Here is a 21,046-nt window from a genome sequence, read left to right as displayed (position 1 = left end):
TATGAAAAGAACATTAGCAATAGGCGACATTCACGGAGGATTCAAAGCATTGACACAGGTTTTGGACAGAGCCACTGTTACAGAAAACGACACCCTGATTTTTCTCGGAGATTATGTTGATGGCTGGAGTGAATCTTCGCAGATCATTCAGTTTTTAATTGAACTTGCCGAAAAGCAGGAATGTATTTTTATCAAAGGAAATCATGATGCATGGACGGAAGACTGGCTTGCTTTCGGGAAAAGTGAAGATGTATGGCTTTTCAATGGCGGAAAAAGTACGGTAGAAAGCTATTCAGATTTCTCTTTGGAAGAACTTGAAGTTCATCTTGAATTTTTCCAGCGGATGAAAAACTATTATGTCGACGATAAAAACCGACTGTTTATTCACGCAGGATATTCGTCCATGCACGGTCCCGAAAAGGAAGTCTATTCCAGCAATTACCGTTGGGACAGAACATTGTGGGAAACAGCCGTTGCAATGGATAAAACTTTGGCGAAAGACTCAGAATTCTATCCGAAAAGGCTGCTTTTATACCATGAAATTTTCATCGGTCATACACCCACACTGCATTTGGGAAGTAAAGAACCCATCAATAAAGCGAATGTATGGAATATAGATACAGGAGCCGCATTCACCGGAGCATTAACAATCATGGATGTCGATTCCAAAGAATTCTGGCAAAGCGATCCCCTTCCGGAGCTTTATCCGAATGAAAAAGGCAGAAATAACTATACTGTTAAACCCAAAAACCGCTAAATATCTTCTCTAAATTGGGAAGATATTTTTTTATACTTAAAATCAGCGCCATCAACAAAATCAGCGGGAGCAAAATACACATTGGTAATGTCATTAACAATATAAACCGTATTTTTATGAGCGTAGTTCATAAGGAGAGTGAAAAAGCTTATTCAGAGATAGATCCTTTCTTCATGAGATTTAGCAAAGTGAATGACAATTCTGGAAAGCAACATCTTTGCTGAGTAAAACGCCTTTGCGAGCGAAGAATATTTTCAATTTTTTTTAATAAAATCTTTGCGGTCTCCGCGTTAAAAATAATAGGTTTCACAAACTTTAAGTAATTTTAAAGCCCAAAATACCACTCAATGAAACTGACATATCTTTTCCTGCTGCTTACCTCTTCATTCTTTTTTGCCCAAACTCAATTTCGGACCCCTTTTGAAAAAGGAAACGGAAATCAGACGGTTACTTATGATGAAATGAACAGCTATTATCAGAATTTAGCAAAAAATTTCAATACCATTCAGTATCTTAAAAAAGGAGAAGACGACAACGGAAAAGGAATTTATGTGGTCATTTACAACCCTTTTCGCGAAAAAGACTTTGATAAATTAAGAAAAAACAAAGCCGTTTTATTCATCAATAACGGAATTCATCCCGGCGAACCCGACGGAATCGATGCGACTATGATGCTGATGAAAAATCTGGCAACTAAGAAAATCAAAACACCGCAAAATTTCATTGTTGCAGCCGTTTCAGCGTATAATGTAAGCGGAATGCTCAATCGCGGATCATTTTCCAGAGCCAACCAGAATGGTCCGGAACAGTATGGTTTCAGAGGAAATGCCAGAAATTATGACTTGAACAGAGATTTTATTAAAGCAGATACCAAAAATGCCAGAAGTTTTCAGGAAATTTATCAGTGGCTGAAACCCGATGTTTTCATTGACAATCACGTAAGTAACGGAGCAGATTATCAATATACATTTACTTATATTTCTACTTTTAAAGAACGTCTGGGAAATATTTTGGGCGAATATTTTTACAACAATTATCAGGCTAAAAATTTAAACGACTTAAAAAAACTGGGTTACGAAAGTACGCCTTACGTTAATATTCATGGTGATATTCCGGAAGTTGGCTTTGCTTCTTTTGAAGATTCTCCGAGATATTCTACAGGATATACTTCCCTGTTCAATTCTCTGGGAACCGTTCCTGAAACACATATGCTGAAACCTTATGACAAAAGAGTGGATGCAACGTACAAATATATGTTGGTGAATCTTCAGAATTTAGATCAGGATTATCAGAAAATAAAACAACTCAGAATTGAAAATCTAAAACAGTACCAAGCCGGAAAACAGTACGGAATCCGCTGGAAAATAGATTCTGCAAAATATACCACCATGGATTTTAAAGGTTTTGAGGGAAAATACAAACCCAGTGAAATTTCCGGAAAACCGAGACTCTATTACGACAGAAGCAAACCTTTCACAAAAAACATCAGGCTGTTTACAACTGCAGTTCCTACAGGTTACATCACCATTCCGAAATATTACGTCATTCCACAGTCACAATATCGTGTTATTGAGGAATTTAAAAGAAATAGAATTCAGATGAAGACCATTCAGAAAGACAGCACGATTGCGGTGGAATCTTACAGAATAAATGATTTTAAAACCGTTAAAAATCCATATGAAGGACATTATCTGCATTTCGAAACAACCGTAGATAAAGCGGATAAAAAAATGGCTTTTTCAGCAGGAGATTACATGGTTCCAACCGATCAGGAAGGGGTAAAATACATCATTGAAACCCTTGAACCGGAAGCACTGGATTCCTTTTTCAACTGGAATTTCTTTGATGGGATTTTAGCCCAGAAAGAATATTATTCAGCCTATATTTTCGAAGATACCGCCGCAGAATTGCTGAAAAAAGATAAAGATTTAAAACAGAAATTCGAAGCCAGAAAAGCAGCCGATAAAAAGTTTGCGGATGACGGAACTGCCCAGCTCGACTGGATCTACAGAAATTCTCCTTACTTCGAAGAAAAAACATTCAGACAATATCCGGTTTACAGAATCTTATAAATTTTAAAAATTAATTTAATTCATTGATAATCAGTGTTTAAATTCCGTATTTTTCCCATGTAAAATTGTTGTTTTTACGGACAGGATTTCATTTTTATAAATCGAAATTTGGTAAACAAAACCAATAAAAACGACAATTATGGCAACCAAAAAACAATTTTTCGTTTCTCTTGAAGGCGTAGACCTTACCGACGAACAATTAAAAAACATCGACAAGGGAATTCAGAATGTAGTGCTTTCCGAACTGTCCAAAGTAGACAACACTCAGGCTTTCGGTGCACACAGAAATTTCAGAGAACTTACTAAACCCTTAAAAGTGAAAGACTGGTTTCCTTGGGGAATCATTATTTTCAAGCCGGGAATTGATATTACCAAGCAGGTTACAGACATCCATAATCAGATAAAAGCTTATGGAGGCTAGTTTTAACTCTTCAAAAAAGATGTGTCCCAGCTACGTTGGAAAAGTTGGGGCGCAGCTTTTCGGAGTCGTCAATAAAGACGGAAAAGTTCAGTTTATAACTCCGCTTACCGTCACAGAAGATTTTATTGAACAGAATAAAAATCTGGAACAGCGATTCCGTTTCACCGGAAAATGTGTGGAAAAAGGATGCGGACAATGGAACCATGAGGAATCAAGATGTTCTCTGTCTAAAAAAGTTCAGGATCTGAATTTTCCAAAAAATACTGAATTATCATTTTGTCCGATCCGTTCCCAGTGCAGATGGTTTTCTCAGGATGGCAAAGAAGCCTGCTTTTCCTGCAACGAAGTCACCCGAAATATGGAAGAATTGCTTGCTAATAATGCAGCACAATAAAAAATCCAACCATAAAATTGGCGGCATATACTTTGAATAGTTGATTATTAAGATTTTATCTGAATATCAATTTTTCAAACTTACTATGAGGAAACTTCTAACCGCAGGTATCGCCGAAATTTCAGCATTTGTTGCTGTGGTTTTTCTTTCGGGATACGGATATATTTTTAAAGCTTTAGCGATCAATTTAAAAAAAGGACCTTTTACTCCTTCAATAGACGATGAGGAAAAATTTCCTTCACGGGTTATTCACAACAGACATCCGAAACGATGGAAGAAACACATCAGTTACAATAAAAAGGAACTTTCAGCACGAGTTTTGGAAGAGTTAAAAAAGACGAGAGCATCTTCTCTTCTGATAATTCACGACGGAAAACTCCTGCACGAAGAATACTGGAAAGATCATGATGCTTCTTCTTTAATGAATTCCTTTTCTATGGCGAAAGGCGTTCTTTCAATCTTAACGGGTTGCGCGATTGATGACGGATATATTGAATCTGAAAACCAGTTGATTTCCACCGTTTTTCCACAATACCAAAACAGCCGTTTCGGAAAATATCTCACCTTTAAACATTTGATGACGATGCAGGCGGGATTGGATTGGGAAGAAGAATACCATCATCCTTTCGCAGAGAATTCCAGACAGTATTTTGTAGACGATCTTGCGGAGCAGGCTTTTGGGATAGATTTTAAAGAAATGCCGGGCGAAAAGTACGAATACCAGAGTGTTGCAGCACAATTATTGGGTCTTGCGTTAAGAGAAGCTACAGGAAAAGATCTTGCAGCCTATCTTTCAGAAAAAATATGGCAGCCTTTGGGAATGGAATCTCATGCAAAATGGAGCATAGACGAAAAAGGCGTTGAAAAAGCATTCTGCTGTATTCATGCCGTAGCAAGAGATTTTGCAAAACTCGGACAATTCATTTTGCAGAAAGGAGAGTGGGAAGGAAAACAACTCATCAGTAAAGAATATTGTGAAAAACTTTTATCGCCCACGAAAGAGAACGATGCATTTTGTTACACAATCTGGGCAGATGACGAAAATGATTATCGATGCAGGTTCTTTTACGGATTTTTAGGACAGTTCATCATTATGATTCCCGAAAAAAAGATGGTGATCGTGAAAACCGGATTTTACAACAGACTAGATGTTGATAAAAAGAAAAGACCACTTCAGGTAAAGCTTTTGGTGGAAGAACTTACAAAACTGATATAAAAAATAAGCTGCAGATTTTCTGCAGCTCATTTTTTTTGATAGTAAATTTAGAATGAATCTCTGTAGTTTAGATTCCCTGTTGCTCCCTGCGGAAGAAAAACAACTTTTCTTTTAATGCTTTTTGCTTTTTCCAGAGCTTTAAGAGCTTTTTGACGTTCAACTTCCCTGTTAAAATGAGAATTGATGTTTTCAGATTGTGCAGTTGCTTTCATATGTATATTTTTTGGTGTGTTACAGTGAGCTAATCTAAAAATATGCCGTTTTCAGGGTAAATCTTCTAATGAGGTATCAAAAACAAAAAAAATATTTTTTTTAATTTCTTTGATATTCTTGGCATAGTAGTTGAATACTAAAACGCAACTATTAAAAAATAAACAAATAAGGGATCTAAAATATTTCCCGGAGCAATTCGGGAATATTTTTTATCACTTTTTAAAGGAAAAACACCAATCACTATAAATATTAATACTTTTGACTAAATCCCCGAATCTTTCGGGGATTTTTTCATGTGATTTTATTTGATACCTTTACAAAAAAAATAGGTTGTGGGTTATATAATTAAAACAACATCAGACGGTTTGATCTATGTTAAAGCGTCGAGCGTTATCCATGTTAAAAAGCCCAATGCACTGGAAGGAGCAAAGGTTATGGGGCAGCCATTGGTAATTAATGTAAACCATATTGGCTTTTTGAGCTACAATATTGAAGGTCACGTTACTTTTTTTATGGCAAGCGGGTTTGAGATCTCAATGAAGATATTTTACGAAGAAGCAGAAGAAGCTTTTAACTGTGCAAAAGGAAATATTGAGAAAATAATCAGGTAATTTTAATCAATAAAAAAGACGTTTCAGCCGAAACGTCTTCTTTTTATCTTGGTAAGCCTCTTTTCAGGGCGATTTCTGCTCTTTTTACAGCGACTTTTTCCTTCCAGTCCATGTATTTTTTCTTGAAATTTTTCTTCATGATGTCATCAAATTTACGCTGCACCGTAAGATTCCATAAAGAATGTGCCTTCACCGCCCAGGATTTGTCCCAAGCTCTCAGGGAGATAGAAAAACTTCCGTCCAGATATTTCATCCAGTGCCACCATCCGGTTGGCATAAACAAAGTGTCTCCGTGTTCTAGATAACATTCAATACCTTCTACACCATCTAAGGCAGGGAATTTTGTAAAATCAGGATTTTCAATATCATAATCTTCCAGCGCATATGTTGCATAAGGAATCTGGTAAAGTCTCTCTTTCCATTTGTAATCGAAAAGGAGAATATGCTTTCTTCCGTTAAAGTGGGTATGGAAAATATGCGCCATATCAATATCGAAATGCAGGAACGTTACAGAGCCTTTACCTCCGAAAAACATATTGGGATATTTGTCCAGAAATCCTCCCATTAATTCTTTAGGAGAAATATAATCTTCAAGAAGTTTCGGGGCAAATTTTATCGGGTCAAAAAGGAAAATTCTAAGATCGGTAGGTTCTCTCTGGATAAGATCTATATAATCTCCGAATTTCATTTTGGCTGCAGAAGCATTAATGGGAGCTGCAGGATCTGCTTTCGAACTGTCGTACAATGGAACTTCCACATCGCCTACTACTTCTTTCATGTATTCCATAGTCCATTTCTGGTACGCTGGCCATTTTCTTGCCATGTTCTTAATGACAACAGGTTTTCTCGGCTTCAGATACTTTTCAATGAATTCTTCCTGAGTAATATCATCTACAATATCTATAGGCTTTAAATTAATTCCCATTTCTTAAAATTTAATGTTACAAAATTATTAAATAAAAATATATGTTAACAGATTTAAGCTTTTTTTAATCTATGATTCAAATCATTTTTAACTATTTAGACTAAGATAAAGTAATGCGAAATATTTCTATAAGCACAATTTTTTAAAAAAAACACCCTGCAAAAAAGAATTGCAGGGTAAAAACACAATTTGATGAATAAAAATTCATTTCTTCCTGCTAAAATAAAAAAATATTTATAACTGGTTTTTACCCTGAAGAGAATAATATAAGGGAAAAGATAGAATTTTTTCTATCTCATTCTAAAAAAAGCAATGAAAGGTATTCAATTATAAAACGCAAAATAAAATTTAATGAATTTTATTAATTTTTAAAATAAAATTTTTTTTTGTCCTGCCTAAAAAATGAGGCTTAATTTGCCGATTTTCTTATGCAATAGTTTTACATTATTATTCATAGTTTTGTGATATGACACAAATGGAAATTCGCGAAACATTTTGTGATACGATTGCAGAATGTATTTCTTTAAAGTCATAATGATGCATCATCCGAACTATACATTTATTCTAGATAAAATTGTATAGCTAGGGAAAAATTATTATTAACAATTAAAAGAAAAAATTCTATGAAAAAGAAAATTTTATTTTGCGCCATGTTCGGAATTTCCGTTATGGCGTTTGCGAGAACGATACAAGCGACATGGACTTCAACTTGTGGGATTAAGCACATTACAACATTTACTGGAGATTGGAGTCAATCTGATATGGCTTTTTGGATTGCAGAAAAAAATGCAGACGAATGTGGTAATTATCCATCAAGTGTAACCTTTAATCCTTAAATTAAATGTCTGTTTCAAATATCATTATTTGAGACAGACTTTTCAAATTATTAAACGATGAAATCAAAAAAAATATTTGTTTTACTTGCCATCTTTTTTAGTTTTTTTTCTTTTTCACAAAAGATTTCTTTTGTTCCTTCTATTAGGGTTACATACGATTCTACTTTAAATTTGGGAGAGAATTTTAAAAAAGAGCAAAGATTTGTTTTAATAGGAAATTCGCAGAATTACTATTTTGGAGCAAATCAAAATTATTTAAATGATACAGGGCAATACGAAAGTAAAGGAGTTGATCTAAGAGCAATTAGCGATTATTTTCAAGAAAGAGTTGTTGTGGAAAATGGAATAATCAATACTTTTTTAACGGTTACCGAAAATAAAATAAGATATCAGGAAACATTAAAATTACAATGGGTTCTTTATTCTGATACTAAAATAATAAACGGAATTAAATGCCAAATGGCTGCAACAAACAAATTCGGAAGACGATGGATTGCGTACTTTTCTAAAGAATATTCTCAGTCTTTAGGTCCATATAAATTTAATGGATTACCAGGTTTAATTTTTGAATTGTATGATACTCGGGATGATTATCATTTTACGGCATCTAAAGTAGAAAAGTTTGATGATGAATTTAGTTTTAATATAGGAGCATTTAAAAAATATAACAAACAAGATTACTTAAAGGCTTCTTTTAATCTCAGGTTTACTTCAGCTTCTTTGCCCGTTTTACAGGGAGAAATGAGAAAGGAATTTGATGACATTATGAAAAGAAAACAAAAAAAATATAACAATCCTCTCGAATTAAAACCTTTTGAATGATAATTTTGTCATTTAGGATTAAAAAAGTTTGCTACAAGCCTGCAATTTTTATATTTCTAAAAATGATAAAAAAAGAGCCTTAAAAACTAAGGCTCAAAACACAAATGTCAGATAAAAAACCGACTTATTTTTTCAGACTTTTTATCAGTTCTTGAATCTGAGAACTGATTACTTTTGCTGCTTCAGAATCTGTTATATTGATAATGATTCCCTGTTGAATATCTTTTTGACCAATTGAAGATTCTTTATTGTCGTAATTATTATTGACAAATTCACTTTTTGACTTTTCACCAAAAAGTTCAAGAATGCTTACCTGAAAAATTTCAGCCAGTTTCGGAATGTAATGAGACTTTATGTCTGTTGTTTCATTTTCCCAATTGGTATATGTATTTCTGTCTAATCCCAACATATCGGCAATTTCCTGTTGAGAAAGTTTTGTTTTGCTTCTCAGCTTTTTAAGATTAGTTCCTACTCCCATAGATGAAATTGTTTTTTACAAATGTATACAATTAGCCAAAGAATTAACAATAAAACACTTCAAAAATTCGGTCTTTTCATTAAATACTATTTAAGAGCACAATGCATAGAAAATTTTTCATCAGGAAAGGAACTTTACTTTAAAAAATAAATTTCAACACATCAAAAAAATATCACTATGTTTGTAGTGATAAAAAGGTTTTAACTTTTTGCTATAAATACAATCTTTATACTCGTGTAACAAAACGCTTTAACCATTAACTAATTAGGCAAATAATAAATTATGAAAAAGAGAATATCTTTATTCCTGATGATTTTTTTCTCTGTAATTGCTTTTGGACAGAAAACAGTTTCAGGGAAGATCACGGATGAAGACGGAGTGGGAATCCCGAGTGCTAGTGTAACGGTGGAAGAGCCGGGAAAAGATGCTATTCTTGCCTACGGAATTACCAACTCAAAAGGAGAATACAAAGTCACCTTCACTTCCGGAGAATCTAATGTAGACCTTAAAGTAAAGGCTTTCAACCAGCGGCCTTTAACGAAGCAGATCAGCAACAGCGATCAGACGCTCAACTTCAAAATGGAAGGCGAAGCAACGGAAATTAAAGAGGTGAAGCTTAAAACAAAAATGGTTACGGCAAGAGGAGATACCATTTCCTACGATCTTAAGGCTTTCGACAGCAAAAGCGACAGAACATTAGCCGATGTTTTGAAAAAAATGCCGGGAATTGAAGTCAATACAGACGGAACGATTCTTTATCAGGGTAACGCGATCAATAAATTCTACGTCAACGGAAAAGACTTAATGGAAGGCGGTTACGGAACCATCAACAACTCGCTTCCGAAAGATGCGGTACAGAAAGTTGAGGTACTGGAAAATCACCAGCCGGTAAAAATCTTACAGGATAAGGTTCCTTCCGATCAGGCAGCCATTAATATCAAGCTGAAGAATTCTGTGACGATGACGGGGAGAGGAGAAGTAGGAGTTGGAGGAAGCCCGCTTCTATGGAATGTAAAACTTACACCGATGTTCTTCGGACAGAAAAGTCAGTGGGTGGTTAATTACAAATCCAACAATAACGGCGAACAGGTAGAAAACGAAGGAAATATTTTATCTTTCGGAAACAGATTTGAAGGAAGAAGAATCAACGCAACCCAAAACGACTGGCTGAATGTAGAAAATGCAAGTACTCCGAATCTTCCGGTAAAAAGATATCTCATGAACAGTGTTCATTATGTATCTGCAAATTATCTTACCAATATCGATAAGAAAAAAGAATGGGAGCTGAAAGCGAATGCCAATTATACCAACAATGCGGTGGAACGAGAATCTTATAATGAACAGGATCTTTTTGCAACGCCTAAAAGACCGGCATCCACAATTTTACAGAATATCCGCAATAATTTCTATACAGACAAAGCAAAAGGAGAATTAATTTTTACTAAAAACGCTAAAAAAGGATTCTTTAAAAACACGACAAGCTTTTCTCAGTATTGGAACGCCGACAGAGGAATTGTTGACAGAACAGTAAAAGGTTCTGCAAGCAGTTATACAGCGCATGGAGATGAAGCTGTAGAATCGCCTACAACTTCTTTCCAAAACTCATTGAGTACCATTATTCCGTGGAAAGAAAAAATGGTAAATGTATTATCGTACATCAGCTACCAGACAGACAGACAGACTTTGGATGTTTCACCGTCTTCCTATCTGGCAATTCCAGGTTTTCTTCCTACATCTACATCTTTTGTAAGTCAGAATTTAAGACTTAAAACTTTTGAAGCCAACCATTCTGCAAATATTGGTTTTTCTACAAAAGGATGGACGTTTACTCCGGAAGTTGGATTTAATTTTAAATCGACTAATTTAGTTTCGAGTTTGTCAAATATTATAACAAATCCTTTTACCAGCTCAAATCCTACGCCTGCTTCGCAGTACAGTAATGATTTAAAGTATACTACAGCGACACCTTATGGAAGTTTAGGGGTGAATTATAAGAGCGATTCGTGGATGTTGTATGCTAATTTCCCGGTGAACTCGAATAATATTAAAGCAGATGATCCGATAAGACTGGTTTCCAAAGAAGTGAATAAAGTGACATTTGAACCAAGTATTTTTGCACAATATACATTTGCATCTTTCTGGAAAGCTTCCGTAAATGCTAATGTTAATAATAATTTTGGTGAAATAAACACTGCTTATTCAGGATTTTTAATGACTTCTCCAGCGGGAATCAGTGCGATGGATATTAACAATCCGATTCCTCAGAATAATAATAAATCTGCAGGAACGAGAATCGAATACAGAAATCCGTTGAATAATTTGTTCTTTAACATTAACTACAGATTTTCTGATGCAAAGAGAAACTTAATTTCCAATCCTACAATCAACGAAGCAGGATATACTATTATGCAGTATAAGGAACAGGACAATCATGTTCTGAATAATGGATATAATGTAGAAGTAGGAAAATATTTCCCGAAATTCAAAACAAATGCTTCTGTTAGCTACAGCAATAATACAGCAAAATCTGACGCTTTCCTGGATAATGCTTCCTATACGAACAAGAACAACAGCCAGTCTTTTGGAGTAAAATTCAACAACACCTATTTCAGTTGGATGAGCATTGATTATAATGCAAGTTTCTCCAGAACAAAGCAGACAAGTACGGGAGATGTAGTTTCCAATGCAGCAAGAAGAGGTTTTACCCATAATTTAGGACTTTTCTTCTATCCTATAGAAAACCACACTATTGGATTTAATTGGGATCAGGTGAATACCAATGCGGCTAATGCAAAATACAATAATGGATTCTATGATCTTTCTTATCAGTTCACATGGGCTAAAAAGAAAATCGATTTCGAATTGAAATGGATGAATATCGCAAATAAGAGGGTATTTGAAACGTATGAAATTAATGCAACAAATACCAATTACACAAGAATTCAGCTTCGGCCAAGTCAGGTCATGTTTACTGTAAAGTTCAACTTTAAATAAAATCAAAACCAGTCTTCAAAGGCTGGTTTTTTTATTTGATAAAAGAAAATTCAGAAACAAATTAAAAAAATCTGTAACAAAAATCTGAAACCGCTAACTAATTGTATAAACATTCTATTTAAAATGAAAAAACTATTTTCAATACTTCTGGTTGCATTTTTTGCATTGGTAAGTGCACAGGACAAAGACTCTAAAGAAACTGCCAACCGTTTTTTTTATGAACTTACTTTCAAGCCGAAAAGTGATTCTGCAAAGCTGGAAAAGGTAATGACAGTTTTAGATATCGTAAAAGACAGATCAATTTACAGAGATTATACGATGCTTGCTCAGGATTCTATCATGAAAGTTCAGATTGAAGCAATGCAGAAATCGGGAGTATTTAAAGATATGTCCAAGTCTATCAGAATGCCAAAATTCTCAGAAAAAGTGGTGAAAACATATCCTGATATGAAAATCCAGTATATCGAAAGAATTGCAAGCGGATTTTCTCCAATGGGAATTGCATATACGGAAACTCCGAAATTCGACTGGAAAATTTCTAACGAAAAAGAAAAAATCGGAGCCTATAATGCACAAAAAGCAACGGCTGAATTCGGAGGAAGAAAATGGACAGCTTGGTTCACTACAGAACTGCCATTTCAGGATGGTCCTTATAAGTTTTCAGGACTTCCCGGCCTGATCGTTAAAATAGAAGATGATGCAAAAAACTATTCATGGGTGCTTCAGGGAAACAGAAAAGTGCCAAACTGGGAAGAACTTTCTTATGCAGAAAAAATTTCCAACATGAGCTTAAAAGTAACCGACATGCCGAGAGAAAAATTCGAAAAAACGTTTAACGAATTCAAGAAAGACCCTTTCGCTACTGCAAGACCAATGATGACGCAGGAGATCATGTCTAAAACAATTCCGGGAATGGATGGGACAATCGGAGATATGATGAAAAAGCAGGAAAAAATGTATAAGGATTTCTTCAATGCCAACAACAATCCTATCGAGCTTACCCAGTCTGCTTCTACAGACAAAAAGAAAAAGTAACATTCATATTTACTAAATTATATTTGAATCAACCCAAATGCTATCACGCATTTGGGTTGATTTTTTTCATGATATACGTTATTTAGATTAAATTTAAATAGCGTATATTTGCAGGTACAAAAATATCGGCTTTGAAACATAAGGATTTACATAAGTTGAGCGGATTTCCCAAAAACAGACTGGGAAAAATTGTAGGGTATGATAACGACAGCCTGAAAATGCCCAATAAGATCATTGAAATGGGGCTTCTTCCGGAAACTTTCTTCAAAATTTTGTATCAGGCTCCGTTCCGCGGTCCGATGTACGTAGAATTTGGAGATGAAAAAAGCCGTATTGCTCTTCGTGAAGAAGAAGGAGATTATATTATTGTTGAAGAATTGAATTAATGCAGAGCGCTCACAAAAAACAGATCCTTTTAGTCGGAAATCCAAATGTCGGAAAATCCACGGTTTTCAATGCTTTGAGCAATAAAAAGCAAAAGACCGGAAACTATGCAGGAGTTACCGTAGCAAGCCATTCCGGAACATACAGTTACAAAAATGAAGAGGTAGAAATCATCGATCTGCCGGGTTCTTACAGCATTTATCCAAGTTCGGAAGATGAGGCTATTTTTTCTAAATTTCTTATTGATGAACAGCAAAATTATGCCGGAGTTATCTACATTCTCGAAGCGTTAAGCTTAAAAAGGGGACTGCTTTTGTTTCAGCAGATTCAGGATTTGGGAATTCCGATGATTCTGGTGGTTAATCAGATTGATCAGGCTGAAAGAAGAGGAATTACCATCAATATTGAAAAATTATCTGAGTCTTTAGGGATAAAAGTTTTTGAGACCAATGCTAAAGAACAGATCGGGATTGAGGAAATAAAAGAAGCCGTTTGCAACAATCAATTCGTAACATCCCAAAAGATCTCATTTGAAACCCCTTCCGAGCACAAAGATTTCATCAGAAAACTATCCCTTCACAAAGGATTTGAAAACGAATATAAAGCGTGGATGAGTCTTTCTCTGGGAACAGATCTGGAGAAGCTGGAATCTATTGTAGGACTCATCAACGAGCCGGACTCCAAAAGTCTGGTTCCCAAAAGGCTGCAGGTGCAGGAAACGGTAAGAAGATATCAGTTTGCAGATAAAATTCTGTCTGATGTTATTTCTAAAAAACCGCAGTTCAAAGAACTTTTAACAGAAAAATTAGACAAAATTCTGGTTCATAAATTCTGGGGATACGTCGTTTTCCTTTTGATTTTATTAATCATTTTCCAGAGTGTATTTTTCTTAGCCGAATATCCGATGAACTGGATCGACAGTTTCTTCTCATGGCTAACCGCTTTCACCTCAGAACATTTACCAGAAGGACCGCTTAATTCATTAATTTCAAACGGAATTATTCCTGGAATCGGCGGAATTGTAGTGTTTGCACCACAGATCGGAATTTTACTGTACTTCCTTTATCTTTTGGAAGATTCGGGATATATGGCGAGAGTGGTTTTCCTAATGGACCGTATTTTAAGACCTTTTGGACTGAACGGTAAAAGTATCGTTCCTTTAGTTTCAGGAACAGCGTGTGCAATTCCGGCAGTTATCTCAACGAGAAATATCGAAAATTTAAAAGAAAGGCTGCTTACCATTTTAGTAACACCTTTTATGACGTGTTCTGCGAGACTTCCGGTGTACAGCATCATTATCGGGCTTATTATTTCAGACGGAACGTTTTTAGGAATAAAATACAAAGCTTTGGTTTTAATGGGAATGTATCTGCTAGGATTTTTAGTCGCATTATTTTCCGCAGCCATTCTCAAAAGATTTATCAAAAATAAAGGGAAAACCTATCTTGTGATGGATTTACCGACCTATAAAAAACCACTTTTTGCGTATGATTTCAAAATGGTTTTAGGCAAAGTGTGGGAATTCATTACAGGGGCCGGAAAGATTATCTTCATTGTAAGCATCATCATCTGGTTTTTAAGCTATTTCGGACCCAAACAGAAACCGGATCAGTTTGTGGCAACCAATGTGGAATTGGATCATTCTTACCTTGCCAAAATGGGAAAAGGAATTGAGCCGGTAATTGCTCCTTTAGGCTATGACTGGAAAATGGGTGTCGGAATTCTGACAAGTTTTGTAGCAAGAGAAGTGTTTGTAGGAACCATGTCTACCTTGTACAGTCTTGAAGATGATGCTCCCGAAGTAAAAATAATCGATAAAATGAGACGCGACGTAAAACCGAACGGTGAGAAAGTCTTCAGCTTTGCAACCGGAGTTTCCGTGCTTTTATTTTATGCATTTGCAATGCAGTGTGTTTCTACACTCGCAGTAGTCTACAGAGAAACCAAAAGCTGGAAATGGACCGGCTTACAGGTGGCGATGATGACCGGTTTGGCATATTTTGTGTCGATGATAGTATATCAGATTTTAAAATAATGGATACTTCCTTACTTTTACAATATATCATTGTTTTACTGATCGTTGCATTCGCGTGCTACTCTTTATTCAGAATATTGAAAAAGAATTTCGCACCGAAAAAGTTCAGTTCCAAAAGAAGTAGTTGCGATAAAGACTGCGGGTGTTCGTAGAATTTTAAGTTAGCAATAATCCCATATAATCTAAGTTTCAAAAGTTAATTTTTGTATTTTTACGAGCGGAACACAAAATTTTTGTGAATGAAAAAAATTCAAGTTGATGATAAGATAATTGCTATAACATCATACAAAGACGAAGATTATATTTGTCTCACAGACATGGTTCGAGGTGAAGAAGGAAATGACCACATTCGAAACTGGATGAGAAACCGAAATACCGTTGAGTTTTTAGGAATTTGGGAACAGCTTTATAACCCTAATTTTAAAGGTGTCGAATTCGACACCTTTAAAAAAGAAGCGGGACTAAACTCGTTTAATTTAACACCTAAAAAATGGATAGAAGCTACTGATGCTATTGGTATTGTTTCAAAAAGCGGAAGACAGGGAGGAACATATGCTCACAGAGATATTGCTTTTGAATTTGGGGCATGGATTAGCCCAATGTTTAAGCTTTTATTGATAAAGGAATTTCAACGATTAAAAGAAATTGAAGCAAATCAGTTTAATTTAGAATGGGATGTAAAACGGATTTTGAGCAAAATAAATTATCACATTCATACCGATGCCGTAAAAAATCATATCATACCCTCATCAAATTATGCAAAAAACAGTGAATGGCTGGCTTATGCAGAAGAAGCCGATGTATTAAACGTCGCATTATTTGGTTACACTGCTAAACAATGGAGAGAAGCAAATCCTCAACAAACTTTGGAGGGAAAAAATATGCGCGATTTTGCAAGTATTAATGAATTAACAGTGCTTTCAAATCTGGAATCATTTAATTCAGAATTAATTAAATCTAAGTTAGACAAACAAACCAGATTTAATAATTTATATAGAATTGCAAAGCAGCAACTTGAAATATTAAATCAAAAAGATTTTATTAAATCTGTCAAGAAAATATCAGATAACACGTATCTAGATCAATAAAATTTTAGAGGATGTTTATGATAAAATGATACTAATTTATAACAGAGCGAAATATGTCACTAATAAAAAGCATTTCAGGAATCCGTGGAACCATTGGCGGAAAAGTAAACGATAATTTAACGCCGCTTGATGTGGTAAAATTTGCTTCCGCATTCGGAACCTGGCTTCAGAACAATAAAAATAAAAAAGATTTAACTCTGGTTATCGGTAGAGATGCAAGAATCTCCGGACAAATGGTTTCTTCTCTGGTAACAGCAACTTTACAGGGGCTTGGAATTAACGTAGTAGATTTAGGACTTTCCACAACACCAACTGTAGAAATTATGGTTCCCGAACTGAAAGCAGACGGAGGAATTATTCTCACCGCTTCCCACAATCCGAAACAGTGGAACGCTTTGAAATTGCTGAATGATAAAGGAGAATTCATCAGCGGAGAAAACGGAGCTGAAGTTTTGGCTTTGGCAGAAAGCGAAGATTTCAACTATGCAGAAGTGGACGATTTGGGAAAATATGAGACACGAGAAGATGCTTTTGATATTCATATTCAGCAGATTTTAGATTTGCCGATGGTAGATGCAGAAGCCATTAAAGCTAAAAATTTCAAAGTGGTTTTGGATGCGGTTAATTCTACTGGAGGAATCGCAATTCCGATGCTTTTGGATAAACTAGGCTGCGAAACGGTAAAATTATACTGTGAACCGACCGGTCATTTTCCGCACAATCCGGAACCGCTAAAAGAACATTTGGGAGATATTTGTGAGCTGGTAAAAAAAGAAGGTGCAGATTTCGGAATCGTTGTTGATCCGGATGTAGACAGATTAGCTTTAATCGATGAAAAAGGCGAAATGTTTGGCGAAGAATATACATTGGTTGCCGTTGCAGATTATTTGCTGAAAAATAAAAACGGAGTGGCAATTTCCAACCTTTCATCAAGTCGTGCTTTAAGAGATGTGGCAAACACCCACAATTCCGAATATTTTGCCAGTGCCGTAGGAGAGGTGAATGTGGTAACCTTAATGAAGGAAAAAAATGCCGTGATCGGAGGAGAAGGAAACGGAGGAATTATTTATCCGGATCTTCACTACGGAAGAGATTCTTTAGTTGGAGTTGCTTTATTTTTAACCCATTTAGCAAAAGAAAATAAAACGGTTTCCGAACTGAGAGCAGGCTATCCAAGCTATTTCATGGGTAAAAAGAAAATCGAATTAACGCCGGAAATTAATGTAGATGATATTTTATCCAAAATGGAAAAAGAATATCAGAATGAAGAAGTTTCTACAGTAGACGGTGTGAAAATTGATTTTGAAAACAACTGGGTTCACCTCAGAAAATCAAATACAGAGCCGATCATCAGAATTTATACGGAGGCAAAATCTCAGGAAGAAGCAGATAAATTAGGAGACGATATCATCGCAAAAATTAAAAGTCTGATTTAATTTGAAATAACAGCGGAGCTTTTTAGCTCCGTTTTTATGTTTAAAAATTGAAAACTTCAAAAATTATTGAAGATTTGAATCTTCGCAAAAAGCGTTCATCATTATGTTAAATTAACAATAACTCCTCCTTTTTTATCCACAATTCTTTGATGATAATGATCTTTTTACTATCTTTCAGATAGAAATTTACGAAAATAAATGTCAAAAAAATTTCGCAACTTTGCATACATTTTGAATCATAAATTTCAGAAGTAATATTAATTTAAAAAAGTTTGTCGAGGTTTGTAAGCATATTCAGACATTGGCCGACGAAGGATGTGAGTATTGGAAGAGTATTTTGGAAATGAACTTGTGAAGAAGTTCGAAGAAATGATGGAAAATAATGATGAATTCTACTTTGATACAGAAGAATTGGAAGACATTATTGTTTACTACCTGGAGCTGGGAGACTTTAATTACGCCGATATGGCGGTGAATTACGGTTTGAAGCTTCATCCCAATTCTTTGGACATTAAGATTAAAAAACTTGAAGTTCTTTTAGAATGGGAAGATTATAATGCGGCGAAAGACCTTATCGATGAGTTGAAAGGTTCTTCAATGGAAAACACAGACTTTTTGGTATGCTACGCAAAGTATTATTCGAATTTAGGAAATCCTAAAAAATCCATAGAAATTTGTAAAAAAGCATTGGAGCTGAAGGAAGAAGAAAATTTCCTCCACAACTTTATTGCGGACGAATATGTTAATTTAGGAGACCCTTTTAACGCTCTTAAACATTACAGAAAAGCACTGAAAGAAGATCCTACGGATGAATATTCGCTGGAAAACTGCATGGTGTGCTTTGCAGATCTTAATAAGAGTGAGGAAGCTATAGCCTTTCTGAATGAATATCTGGATGAATTTGCCTATTCTGAAGTAGCGTGGTTCGAGTACGGACAGTTCTACTTCAACAGAAAAAATTACGAAGAAGCAATAAAAGGATATGATTATTTGCTGGCGATCAACTCCAATTCTGTAGGTGTTTATGCCAATAAAGCAGCCTGTTATGAAGCTTTAGGGCATTATAAGAAAGCTATTGAAGTTTATGAAGAAATGCTGGAACTGGAATATACCAAAGCATTTACCTTCTATAAAATCGGGCTGTGTTATAAAGCTTTGAAGCAGCCTATCGTTGCCTTAAACTTTTTCCAGAAATCTTTAAGAGAAGATCCGCAGTTCTACCTTTCCATGATGGAGCAGTCGTATCTTTACGAGGAAATGGGCGGAATGACGGAAGCATTGCATTTTGCAAGAGAAGCAACTTATCTTAACGAAAATAACCTTGATTATCAGAAAAGATTAGCATTTCTGTTCATTGATTCAGGTAAGTTTGAGGAAAGCCTTTCATGCCTTAAAAAGCTGGTGGATGTAGAACCTTCAAGATTCTACAACTGGTACGCTTACTCAGAAGTTTTAATGCTTTTGGGAGAATATGAAGAAGCGATCATCGTTTTAAAGGAAGCTTTAAAATCGCATAACAGAGCCGAATTGTATTATCAGCTCAGCAATTGTTATTTCAATCTTAAAGATCAGGAAAAAGGTGTTGAATCTCTTCAGAATGCACTGGAGCTTGATCCTTCTTTAGTAACGGATATGCAGAAAAAGTATCCTTTCATTAAAGATGAGGTTAAAAAAGCGAAGGCAAAAGTTAAAAAGAAAAATTAGTCATTTGATTTTCTGATGACACAATAAAAATCCTGCAGAAATGTAGGATTTATTTTTTGTTTACATTAGATTTTGTTCTTAAAAAGATGAGTCCGGCAATAATAATACTTGCACCCACAAACTGTAAAACCGAAAGCTTTTCACCATCCAGAATTCCCCAGATAATCGCAACAATAGGCATCAGTAAAGTTACGGTTGATGCAAATAATGGCGTTGAAACTTTTAACAGACGGTAATTCATCATCATAGCCAATCCGGTTCCGAAAATTGATAGAAGACTTACAAAAAACAGTCCCGTCAGATTACTTTCATCAAAACTGAATGTCGAGAAAAATCCGGTAAAAGTTAAAGCAATTAACGAAGGAAAAAATAAAACAAATCCAAACACAAAAGCCGATAAAACAGTTGACGAAACTTCCATAAGCTTGGATTTCACCGTTGTTGTACTTAAAGCATAGCAAAAAGTAGCCAGAAGAAGAAGTACAATAGGAATCAGTTTAAATTTTCCGCCTTCTCCGTCTCCGCCAAAAGCCAGTAAACAGACTCCGCTGAAACTAATTAAAGTCCCGATAAGCTGTTTCTTTGTTGTTTCAAACTTCCAGATCAGAGCACCCACAATAATCACGAAAATCGGCATCATAGAATTGATAATTCCCGCAATACTGCTGCTTACTTTTGTCTCTGCAATCGGAAACAGAAACATCGGGAAAAAATTCCCCGTAAAAGCCGCTAAAATCAGCCATTTTAAATGCTTCTTGGGAAAAAGCTTGTATTTTGAAATTGCAACAGGCATCAGAATAATTCCTGCGATTAATACCCTCAAAGCTCCGACCTGATAGGGACTGAAATGCTCTAAAGATTTTTTGATCAGAATAAATGACGATCCCCAAATAATGCTGAGTACAATCAGGAGTATCCATTTTTCTTTATCTGCGTTCATTGTTTTCGTATAAAATTTTTAAAAACTCTTTTTTAGGAATCATTCTGGCTCCCAGACTTTCAAGGTGATCTGTGTGAGACTGGCAGTCAATAAGTTCGATGCTGTTCTGGTATTTTTCAGCGAAATAAATAAATCCGGCTTTGGAAGCGTTGCTCACTTTGGCAAACATGCTTTCGCCGCAGAAAACATTTCCAATCTGTAAACCATAAAAACCACCGACCAGTTCTTCATCCTGCCATACTTCAATGCTTTTTGCCAGTCCGTAATCATGAAGTCTGATGAAAACATCCATTAATTCATCCGAAAGCCATGTTCCGGTTTGTCCTTTCCGGCTAATTTCCTGACAGTTTCTGATAACCTCTCTGAAGTTTTTGTTCTCCGAAAAAGTAAAAATATTCCTGTTGAGAATTTTCCGCATTGACTTTGAGACTCTGACCTCTTTCGGAAACAATACAAATCTCGGATCGGGACACCACCAGAGAATTTCTTCATCGGGATTATACCATGGAAAAATTCCCAACTGATAGGCAAACCACACCCTGTCGATCGAAAGATCACCGCCAAAAGCAATAACGCCCTCATGTCCGTCATAAACCTGCGGATCGGGAAATGAAATTTCGTTTTCGTCTAATCGAACCATTTTCAAAAAAAATCCCACTTGATAAAGCAGGATTTGTATTTTCAG

General features: G+C 35.5%; 20 protein-coding genes. 15 read left to right on the top strand and 5 right to left on the bottom strand.

Translation table 11 applies throughout. The features are described 5' to 3' along the window. Position 1: 1 nt before the first annotated feature. The 5 genes from WFH39_RS09370 to WFH39_RS09350 all read left to right on the top strand — a co-directional run bounded on the left by WFH39_RS09370 (position 2) and on the right by WFH39_RS09350 (position 4,860). Positions 2-757, top strand: coding sequence for a metallophosphoesterase (locus WFH39_RS09370; RefSeq protein WP_336689701.1), 756 nt, complete (start codon positions 2-4; stop codon positions 755-757). A gap of 347 nt (positions 758-1,104) precedes the next feature. Next, positions 1,105-2,829: a hypothetical protein gene (locus WFH39_RS09365; RefSeq protein ID WP_336689700.1), complete on the top strand. Its 1,725-nt coding sequence runs from the start codon at positions 1,105-1,107 to the stop codon at positions 2,827-2,829. A 139-nt stretch (positions 2,830-2,968) separates the two neighbouring features. Beyond that, complete coding sequence (locus tag WFH39_RS09360; protein ID WP_123891980.1) at positions 2,969-3,250, top strand: hypothetical protein; 282 nt, start codon at positions 2,969-2,971, stop codon at positions 3,248-3,250. 19 nt (positions 3,251-3,269) lie between these two features. Continuing rightward, entirely contained in the window at positions 3,270-3,644 is a 375-nt protein-coding gene (locus WFH39_RS09355; RefSeq protein ID WP_336689699.1) for a hypothetical protein, read from the top strand. 85 nt (positions 3,645-3,729) lie between these two features. Next, a complete protein-coding gene (locus WFH39_RS09350) occupies positions 3,730-4,860 on the top strand; it encodes a serine hydrolase domain-containing protein (RefSeq protein ID WP_336689698.1) in 1,131 nt (376 codons plus the stop codon). Positions 4,861-4,907: 47 nt separating this feature from the next. On the opposite strand, the gene WFH39_RS09345 is transcribed toward WFH39_RS09350, so the two are convergent. Next, complete coding sequence (locus WFH39_RS09345) at positions 4,908-5,072, bottom strand: hypothetical protein (protein WP_157967254.1); 165 nt, start codon at positions 5,070-5,072, stop codon at positions 4,908-4,910. 333 nt (positions 5,073-5,405) lie between these two features. Between WFH39_RS09345 and WFH39_RS09340 the strand changes: the two genes are divergently transcribed. Next, positions 5,406-5,684: a hypothetical protein gene (locus WFH39_RS09340; RefSeq protein WP_214587834.1), complete on the top strand. Its 279-nt coding sequence runs from the start codon at positions 5,406-5,408 to the stop codon at positions 5,682-5,684. A 43-nt stretch (positions 5,685-5,727) separates the two neighbouring features. Here the strand turns inward: WFH39_RS09340 and WFH39_RS09335 are convergent, their stop codons facing one another. After that, positions 5,728-6,609 (bottom strand): cupin-like domain-containing protein, encoded by an 882-nt coding sequence (locus WFH39_RS09335; protein ID WP_087706597.1) that lies wholly within the window; start codon positions 6,607-6,609, stop codon positions 5,728-5,730. Positions 6,610-7,232: 623 nt separating this feature from the next. Between WFH39_RS09335 and WFH39_RS09330 the strand changes: the two genes are divergently transcribed. Then, a complete protein-coding gene (locus WFH39_RS09330) occupies positions 7,233-7,445 on the top strand; it encodes a hypothetical protein (RefSeq protein WP_336689697.1) in 213 nt (70 codons plus the stop codon). 57 nt (positions 7,446-7,502) lie between these two features. Beyond that, positions 7,503-8,267 (top strand): GLPGLI family protein, encoded by a 765-nt coding sequence (locus tag WFH39_RS09325; protein ID WP_336689696.1) that lies wholly within the window; start codon positions 7,503-7,505, stop codon positions 8,265-8,267. A 124-nt stretch (positions 8,268-8,391) separates the two neighbouring features. On the opposite strand, the gene WFH39_RS09320 is transcribed toward WFH39_RS09325, so the two are convergent. Continuing rightward, positions 8,392-8,745 carry a helix-turn-helix domain-containing protein gene (locus WFH39_RS09320; RefSeq protein ID WP_336689695.1) on the bottom strand — a complete coding sequence of 118 codons (354 nt, stop codon included), beginning with the start codon at positions 8,743-8,745 and terminating at the stop codon, positions 8,392-8,394. Positions 8,746-9,027: 282 nt separating this feature from the next. Between WFH39_RS09320 and WFH39_RS09315 the strand changes: the two genes are divergently transcribed. From WFH39_RS09315 to WFH39_RS09285, 7 genes are all read left to right on the top strand, one after another. Next, on the top strand, positions 9,028-11,739 hold the full coding sequence (locus WFH39_RS09315; protein ID WP_336689694.1) for a hypothetical protein: 2,712 nt from the start codon (positions 9,028-9,030) through the stop codon (positions 11,737-11,739). A 123-nt stretch (positions 11,740-11,862) separates the two neighbouring features. Next, positions 11,863-12,774: a GLPGLI family protein gene (locus tag WFH39_RS09310; protein ID WP_336689692.1), complete on the top strand. Its 912-nt coding sequence runs from the start codon at positions 11,863-11,865 to the stop codon at positions 12,772-12,774. A 131-nt stretch (positions 12,775-12,905) separates the two neighbouring features. Beyond that, the gene (locus WFH39_RS09305; RefSeq protein ID WP_214587840.1) at positions 12,906-13,160 is read left to right on the top strand and encodes a FeoA family protein; all 255 of its coding nucleotides are present in this window, start codon (positions 12,906-12,908) and stop codon (positions 13,158-13,160) included. Next, positions 13,160-15,193, top strand: a complete 2,034-nt coding sequence (gene feoB, locus WFH39_RS09300) for a ferrous iron transport protein B (RefSeq protein ID WP_336689690.1) — start codon at positions 13,160-13,162, stop codon at positions 15,191-15,193. The genes WFH39_RS09305 and feoB overlap by 1 nt, the downstream gene beginning before the upstream one ends. A gap of 239 nt (positions 15,194-15,432) precedes the next feature. Next, complete coding sequence (locus tag WFH39_RS09295; RefSeq protein WP_336689688.1) at positions 15,433-16,281, top strand: KilA-N domain-containing protein; 849 nt, start codon at positions 15,433-15,435, stop codon at positions 16,279-16,281. 53 nt (positions 16,282-16,334) lie between these two features. Further along, positions 16,335-17,717: a phosphoglucosamine mutase gene (glmM, locus tag WFH39_RS09290; protein ID WP_336689686.1), complete on the top strand. Its 1,383-nt coding sequence runs from the start codon at positions 16,335-16,337 to the stop codon at positions 17,715-17,717. A 324-nt stretch (positions 17,718-18,041) separates the two neighbouring features. Next, entirely contained in the window at positions 18,042-19,421 is a 1,380-nt protein-coding gene (locus WFH39_RS09285) for a tetratricopeptide repeat protein (protein ID WP_336689685.1), read from the top strand. Between the two features lie 49 nt (positions 19,422-19,470). Here the strand turns inward: WFH39_RS09285 and WFH39_RS09280 are convergent, their stop codons facing one another. Together WFH39_RS09280 and aat are read right to left on the bottom strand one after the other, a co-directional pair. Then, entirely contained in the window at positions 19,471-20,361 is an 891-nt protein-coding gene (locus tag WFH39_RS09280) for a DMT family transporter (protein ID WP_336689684.1), read from the bottom strand. Then, on the bottom strand, positions 20,348-21,001 hold the full coding sequence (gene aat, locus WFH39_RS09275) for a leucyl/phenylalanyl-tRNA--protein transferase (protein WP_336689683.1): 654 nt from the start codon (positions 20,999-21,001) through the stop codon (positions 20,348-20,350). The genes WFH39_RS09280 and aat overlap by 14 nt, the downstream gene beginning before the upstream one ends. Positions 21,002-21,046 lie beyond the last annotated feature (45 nt).

This window comes from Chryseobacterium sp. MMO-72 (assembly GCF_037146035.1).
GTDB classification, from domain to species: domain Bacteria; phylum Bacteroidota; class Bacteroidia; order Flavobacteriales; family Weeksellaceae; genus Chryseobacterium; species Chryseobacterium indicum.
The sequence above is the reverse complement of the archived record's forward strand: the minus strand, read 5'-3'. Positions and strand labels throughout refer to the sequence as shown.

Coding starts and splice junctions, on each gene's coding strand:
- WFH39_RS09370 (WP_336689701.1), top strand. CDS start 2: ATGAAAAGAACATTAGCAATAGGCGACATTCACGGAGGATTCAAAGCA.
- WFH39_RS09365 (WP_336689700.1), top strand. CDS start 1,105: ATGAAACTGACATATCTTTTCCTGCTGCTTACCTCTTCATTCTTTTTT.
- WFH39_RS09360 (WP_123891980.1), top strand. CDS start 2,969: ATGGCAACCAAAAAACAATTTTTCGTTTCTCTTGAAGGCGTAGACCTT.
- WFH39_RS09355 (WP_336689699.1), top strand. CDS start 3,270: ATGTGTCCCAGCTACGTTGGAAAAGTTGGGGCGCAGCTTTTCGGAGTC.
- WFH39_RS09350 (WP_336689698.1), top strand. CDS start 3,730: ATGAGGAAACTTCTAACCGCAGGTATCGCCGAAATTTCAGCATTTGTT.
- WFH39_RS09345 (WP_157967254.1), bottom strand. CDS start 5,072: ATGAAAGCAACTGCACAATCTGAAAACATCAATTCTCATTTTAACAGG.
- WFH39_RS09335 (WP_087706597.1), bottom strand. CDS start 6,609: ATGGGAATTAATTTAAAGCCTATAGATATTGTAGATGATATTACTCAG.
- WFH39_RS09330 (WP_336689697.1), top strand. CDS start 7,233: ATGAAAAAGAAAATTTTATTTTGCGCCATGTTCGGAATTTCCGTTATG.
- WFH39_RS09325 (WP_336689696.1), top strand. CDS start 7,503: ATGAAATCAAAAAAAATATTTGTTTTACTTGCCATCTTTTTTAGTTTT.
- WFH39_RS09320 (WP_336689695.1), bottom strand. CDS start 8,745: ATGGGAGTAGGAACTAATCTTAAAAAGCTGAGAAGCAAAACAAAACTT.
- WFH39_RS09315 (WP_336689694.1), top strand. CDS start 9,028: ATGAAAAAGAGAATATCTTTATTCCTGATGATTTTTTTCTCTGTAATT.
- WFH39_RS09310 (WP_336689692.1), top strand. CDS start 11,863: ATGAAAAAACTATTTTCAATACTTCTGGTTGCATTTTTTGCATTGGTA.
- feoB (WP_336689690.1), top strand. CDS start 13,160: ATGCAGAGCGCTCACAAAAAACAGATCCTTTTAGTCGGAAATCCAAAT.
- WFH39_RS09295 (WP_336689688.1), top strand. CDS start 15,433: ATGAAAAAAATTCAAGTTGATGATAAGATAATTGCTATAACATCATAC.
- glmM (WP_336689686.1), top strand. CDS start 16,335: ATGTCACTAATAAAAAGCATTTCAGGAATCCGTGGAACCATTGGCGGA.
- WFH39_RS09280 (WP_336689684.1), bottom strand. CDS start 20,361: ATGAACGCAGATAAAGAAAAATGGATACTCCTGATTGTACTCAGCATT.
- aat (WP_336689683.1), bottom strand. CDS start 21,001: ATGGTTCGATTAGACGAAAACGAAATTTCATTTCCCGATCCGCAGGTT.